Annotated in this window: 3 protein-coding genes and 1 pseudogene; 3 read left to right on the top strand and 1 reads right to left on the bottom strand. The window is 60.4% G+C overall.

Annotated elements, in window-relative coordinates:
- Positions 1-127: 127 nt before the first annotated feature.
- A pseudogene (locus BJF87_RS25635) lies at positions 128-1813 on the bottom strand (chromosome segregation protein SMC); the annotation flags it as partial.
- Positions 1814-2254: 441 nt separating this feature from the next.
- Between BJF87_RS25635 and BJF87_RS01400 the strand changes: the two are divergent.
- From BJF87_RS01400 to BJF87_RS01390, 3 genes are all read left to right on the top strand, one after another.
- The gene (locus tag BJF87_RS01400) at positions 2255-3508 is read left to right on the top strand and encodes an IS256 family transposase (RefSeq protein ID WP_075862536.1); all 1254 of its coding nucleotides are present in this window, start codon (positions 2255-2257) and stop codon (positions 3506-3508) included.
- Between the two features lie 331 nt (positions 3509-3839).
- Positions 3840-5222 carry an HNH endonuclease signature motif containing protein gene (locus BJF87_RS01395; protein WP_262338834.1) on the top strand — a complete coding sequence of 461 codons (1383 nt, stop codon included), beginning with the start codon at positions 3840-3842 and terminating at the stop codon, positions 5220-5222.
- Positions 5223-5352: 130 nt separating this feature from the next.
- Complete coding sequence (locus tag BJF87_RS01390; protein WP_075862528.1) at positions 5353-6114, top strand: crotonase/enoyl-CoA hydratase family protein; 762 nt, start codon at positions 5353-5355, stop codon at positions 6112-6114.
- The last annotated feature ends 48 nt before the right edge of the window (positions 6115-6162 follow it).

The following is a 6162-nucleotide window of genomic DNA, read 5'->3' as shown; positions in this document are numbered from 1 at the left end:
GCCGCCTGGAACACCTCCGCGGGATCGCGTTGGGCTTCCGCAACCTCAACCACTACATCTTGCGGTCACTCATCCACTCCGGCGGCCTCGCACAACACCTCGACGCACTCTGAATCAGGAAGAGCCGTTTTAAGTTCGAGAGATGAAGGTTCCCATTGCTTTCGGAATCGATCTGCTCAAGTCTCTCGCGTTCGACGTCAAGCGCCGTGGTGGCGGCTTGCACTTCTTCTTCCTTGAGTGCAAGGCGGCCATCCACATCTGTTGCGAGGTTCTCTGCACGAAAATTGGCCAGTGATGTGTAGCTGCTGACTAGCTCTCCAAGCTCTTCGCGTAGGCGATCTATTGTTTCCTGAGTAACGCGCTTCTTCTGGGAGAGTAGGTCGTCGAAGGTCTTTTCGCCAGAGCGCTGCTCTTCGCTTATATGCGTGAAGAGGACGGCCCTCAGTTCGCTCTCGAATTCGTCCACTTCGTCGACGGTAGGATCAATATTGCAAACACGCTCCACGAACTTTTGTGGGAGGTACTCGACATAGACTGGAGCGGACCGATCGTGCTCATCGGTGAGCTTGACTCGTCGTACTGCAGCATTCGCCCATTCGAGTTCAGAGGAATATTCTTCGGCAATCTTCGCGCTTGGTGTTCGTAGAAACCGGGATGTGTTAAGGAATGCGAACTCTTTATTTCGTGATGAATTTCCTGCGAGTGCGATGCAGTCTAAGAGCGCGGACTTTCCCTGGCCTTTGTTGCCAACGACGGCTACGAACCCTGCGTTTAGGGGGATTGAGTAGTCAAACAAGTTATAATTCTGTTTATTGGATCCTACTGTTACTGATGAAATGAACCGCTCGGGGTTCTTTCGTACCCGTGCGAGCGCCGGCGGCTCCAGTCCAACGAAGACACGACGATCGAATTCTCTTAGAGCATAGGTCAATCCCGCGAAAGTTGGTGAAGTGTTCATCCAGGTCTGGCACTTTCCCAAGCGCATATCCTGGCTCGAATTGGAGAAGTGGTGAGCATCGCTGCAATCGAGCAACTTATGTGTCACGTTGTTGTCGCGGAGTAAACTTACATCCTTCGTCCATCGGGTAACGTCGGAAAATGCAGTGAATACCAAGTCCGCACTGTTGATGACAGTTTTCTTCGCGGCAATCGACTGGTCTGTCCACTTTATACCGGCCCACTCGGTTTTGCCGATTCCCAATAGTGCCTTGCCTTGGAAATACGGGCCGGAAAGAATGCTCTGTACCGCAGCCAAAGACACATTGAGGTTGTTGAATCCCTCTTCGAGGTCCGTCCCATACTGGTTGATGCGATCTTGTGGTACTGATTGCTTGATTCGTTGCCCGAAATCGGCAAGAGAATCTCTTGTTATCACGCCTTTCCAGCCGAGTTGTTGATAACTTGGGGATAGCCGGGCCTGTGAATTTAGGGCGTTTAGAAATTGAGCTTCGATTACTTCCACTTCGATCGCGGGATCGAAGATTACGTGAAGATTGACTCTCGAGAGATTTCCTTCAGTTCCGCCGAATTGGTCGAGTCGCATTTCCACTACAGGGAATACGGCGTCAAGATTCTGAAGCCGCCCGTTGTTGCGTTCTGCGATAATTCGCTTGTATCCGTCGAGGAACCAGTAGTCATTGATGCCGATAACGCTGACATCTTCAGGGAGTTCTTCCAGGTCGTCAATGAACCGCGCCCACGCTTCGTCGGTATCTCCACCGTAGCCTTGGACAATTGAGGCTGGCGTATGAACGTGTAAGTCCCAGATACGCCACCCGGTGCCTCGGGGTTCCTTGACTGCGGATTCTGCCAAAACTCTTGTCCTCTCGACTATTGCGCAACTTCCGGTCCGGCCTCGTTGGCTGAGACTAGTACGTCAGGCGACGATGTTAGCGCCGTTCGGATGCCGCCGGAGGGACCAGCCATACAGGCTGCAGCGCAGGCATCGAGTTGCCGCCAGGCGGCCCGGTTCCGTCGCATTGATGATGCAACTTGATGTACGTCATGACGCCTTCGTTCATTCGCTGCGTTCGCTTCCTTTGTTGCGACTGGCCCTGCCGACGCGGCACGCGTGGCATGCGATCGGACGCTGTCTCCGTGGAGGTGAAACAGCGGTGCCCCAAGTAGTGCCCCATAGAGTGGTGTAACTCGGTGGCCGAGTTCGTTATCGACGTCGTGTCGTTAACGGATGCAGAGCGGCCACCGCGTGATCCTTCGAGTCAACCTTCCACAGAATCCTCGAGGAGTCATCGCGATGACCGCACCCCACATTGTCGACCCTGCAGGCCTTCTTGGCCAAGCCCTGGCCGAGGCGTCACCAGATCTGATGCGTGAGCTGCTGCAAACCATGATCAACGCGCTGCTGTCGGCCGATGCCGACGCGGTCTGCGGAGCCGAATGGAACCAACGCACACCAGAGCGCACCAACCGCCGCAACGGCTACCGCCACCGGCCACTGGATACCCGCGTCGGCACCGTCGACGTCGCCATTCCCAAGCTACGTTCGGGCAGCTACTTTCCCGAGTGGCTCCTCGAACGCCGCAAGCGGGCCGAGTCAGCACTGATCACCGTCGTGGCCGACTGCTACCTCGCTGGAGTCTCGACCCGCCGGATGGACAAGCTGGTCAAAACTCTCGGCATCGACTCGCTGTCGAAGTCACAGGTCTCACGCATGGCCACCGACCTCGACGAACAGGTCACAGCGTTCCGCCATCGTCGCCTCGACGAGGTCGGGCCGTTCACCTTCGTCACCGCCGATGCGTTGACGATCAAAGTCCGCGAGAACAAGCAGGTCGTCAAAGCCGTTGTCCTGCTGGCGACCGGTGTCAACGGCGATGGCCACCGCGAGGTGTTGGGCATGCAAGTAGCGACCAGCGAAACCAAAGCCTCCTGGAACACCTTCTTCGCCGATCTGGTCGCCCGCGGGCTGGGCGGGGTGCGTCTGGTGACCTCTGATGCCCACGCCGGACTGGTCGAGGCGATCGCGGCGAACCTGCCCGGCGCCGTGTGGCAACGGTGCCGTACCCACTACGCGGCCAACCTGATGGCGGTGTGCCCCAAGTCCATGTGGCCGGCGGTCAAAGCGATGCTGCACAGCGTTTATGACCAGCCCACCGCCACTGCCGTGCACGAGCAGTTCGACCGACTCCTGGAATACACCGAAGGCAGACTCCCCAAGGTTGCTGACCATCTCGGTGACGCTCGAGAGGACCTGTTGGCCTTCACAGGCTTCCCCGATGACGTGTGGCGACAGATCTGGTCCAACAACCCCACCGAACGACTCAACCGCGAAATTCGCCGCCGCACTGACGTTGTGGGTATCTTCCCCAACCGTGACGCCATCATCCGACTCATCGGCGCGGTCCTGGCCGAGCAGACCGACGAGTGGGCCGAAGGCCGCCGATACCTCGGCCTCGAGGTCCTCACCCGATGCCGACTGACCCTGACCACCGACACCACCACAACAACGGAGGCCACTACCGACCCGCTGATCGAACTGCCTGCCTGAAAGCGACGAAGGATCAGAAACGAGTTACACCACTACCTGGGACTTGACCGTGCCCCAGCAGGTCACGCTCAGTTAATCGCACCGGAGTAGTGCGTCGCGCACCACTTTGCGCGATGCATCCGTTGATGAATGGGAGCCGGGGTGCTTGACCAGTCGATCGATGAGTCCCGGGATAGCCCATCGTACCGAGGTGAGTGTTCCGCGGAACGCTTGTGAAGTCGTGACCGACGGGATTGTCGGTGGTCGCCGGTAGCTTGTTCGTATATCTGTTCGAACTGGATGGGGGGGCTCGATGTCTGTTACCGCGTTACGCGCCGAGGGTGTGTCGTCGATGTTCGACGGTGCGGATCCGAAGTCGCTGCCGGATGAGGTGCTCGAGGTTCGGGTGCTCGGTTACGCCGCGCAGATCACCGCTCTGACCGCCGAGTTTCTTGGCCTGGTGGCGGAGTTGGATGAGCGGCAGTCGTGGAGGGGGCCGGGGATTCATTCGTTGGCGCACTGGTTGTCGTGGAAGGCGGGCATCGCGCAGCGGACGGCGCATGAGCAGGTGCGGGTGGCCAAGGCCTTGCGGGAGTTGCCGGTGATCCGGCAGCACTTCAGTGAGGGGCGGTTGACGTATTCGAAGGTGCGGGCGCTGACGCGGGTGGCGACGCCGTTGCGGGAGCAGGAGTTGGTGAACCTGGCGTTGTCGTGCACGGCGTCGCAGTTGGAGAAGGCGGTGCGGGCAATGCGCCAGATCGACCAGGGCTACAGCGATGGTGGAGAGCTGACGCCGCCGGCGGAGTCGTGGGCTCGGTGGAAGTGGAACATCGACGGTTCGTTGTCGGTGTCGATGACATTGACGCCACTCGATGGGGCGCGGTTTCTGGCGGGAACGGTGCGCGCGGAGTATGAGCGCACCCGCACGATGGGCGATCCTGATCTGCCGAGTGTTCCGCGGAACACTCCGGACGAGCTGGAAACCGAATCCGGCGAGACGGATTCGGAGGTGAAGCCGGCGAATCGTCGGGATCTGTGGCGGCGGGTGCCGTCTAATATTGCTGCGGCGGTGGTGGCGATGGCCGATGCGGTGCATGAGGGAATCGCGATGCCGGAGTTGGCGCCGGGTGCGGAGATCCTTGTCCATGTCGGTGATGGGGTGGAGCGCGCTCATCTCGATGATGGGCCGGCGCTCTCGGAGGCTGAGGTCGAGGAGGTGACCTGTGGTGCGTCGCTGCGAGAAGCGTTGTCCAGGAGGGTTTCTGGTCGTCCGGGGAAGCGGGCGTTGTTGGGGTTGGGGCGTAAGCAGCGGACCCCGTCGAAGGCGATGATTCGGGCGCTGTTCCTGCGGGATCGGTGTTGTCAGACGCCGGGGTGTGAGCGTACGAGGCATCTGCACGCGCATCATGTGGTGTTCTGGTCCAACGATGGCGAGACCGAGTTGGACAACCTGATTTTGTTGTGCGGGTCGTGTCATCGGGCGCTGCACAGAGGTGAGTTCTCTATCAAGGCCCATGGGCTGCAGCGGTTTACGTTCCATATGCCGAGTGGTTCGGTGATCGAGGTGAGTCCACCAACCCGGGCGCCGGGCCTGTGGTCACCCGATGAACAGATCGCGGCGGATGCGACGGTGCCGGTGGGTGGCGGCAAGCTCGATCTCGGGTATGCGACCGAGGTGATCTACGCCGTCTGGGAGTGGAGGGAATGCCAAGCGGCGAGCCCCGCGGCTGCCTGAGAAGAAGACATGTTTAACTCAGTTGGTTCATTATGCCCATTTGTCAGTCGTTCCATGGTTACGATCACCACTGAGCTGCGGCCGACGCGTGCGCAGCGACTGTCGAATTGGGTGAGGGGTCGCACGACATATGTCCGACGCAGTTCTCGTGGAGCGCCGGGGGCGCATCCTCGTCATCACGATCAATCGGCCGCAGGCACGAAATGCGATCAATCACGAGGTGAGCCAGTCGCTCGCCGACGCGATGGACGAGCTCGACGACAGCCCGGAGCTGTCGGTCGCCATCTTGACTGGTGCAGGCGGGAACTTCTGCGCCGGCATGGATCTGAAGGCCTTCGCCGCCAGTGAGTCGGTGGCCATCGAGGGGCGCGGTCTCGGCTTCACGCAGAAGCCGCCGGCCAAGCCGGTCATCGCGGCCGTGGAAGGGTTCGCACTTGCGGGCGGCACCGAGCTGGTTCTCGCCACCGACCTCGTCGTCGCGTCGAAGTCGGCGAAGTTCGGCATCCCCGAAGTCAAGCGCGGCCTTGTCGCCGGTGCCGGCGGACTCCTGCGCCTGCCCAGGAAGATCCCGTACCAGAAGGCCCTCGAGCTGGCGCTCACCGGCGACAACTTCACCGCCGAGCAGGCTGCGAACTGGGGATTCGTCAACATCCTCACCGACGAGGGGGGCGCGCTCGACGGTGCTCTCGGACTGGCCGAGCGCATCACCGAGAACGGCCCGCTGGCCGTCGCCGTCACCAAGCGGATCATCGCCGAGTCCGAGTCGTGGGGCACCGACGAGAAGTGGGACCGCCAGGGCGAATTGCTGGTTCCGGTCTTCACCTCGAAGGACGCGATCGAGGGTGCGCGCGCGTTCGCGGAGAAGCGCAAGCCCGAGTGGACCGGCGCCTGAGTGTCGTCGCCACGCCCATCGGCACATGAGATCGATATGAGGAGAACA

Origin of the sequence: Gordonia sp. CNJ-863 (assembly GCF_001942325.1) — a bacterium.
Lineage (GTDB): Bacteria > Actinomycetota > Actinomycetes > Mycobacteriales > Mycobacteriaceae > Gordonia > Gordonia alkanivorans.
The sequence above is the reverse complement of the archived record's forward strand: the minus strand, read 5'-3'. Positions and strand labels throughout refer to the sequence as shown.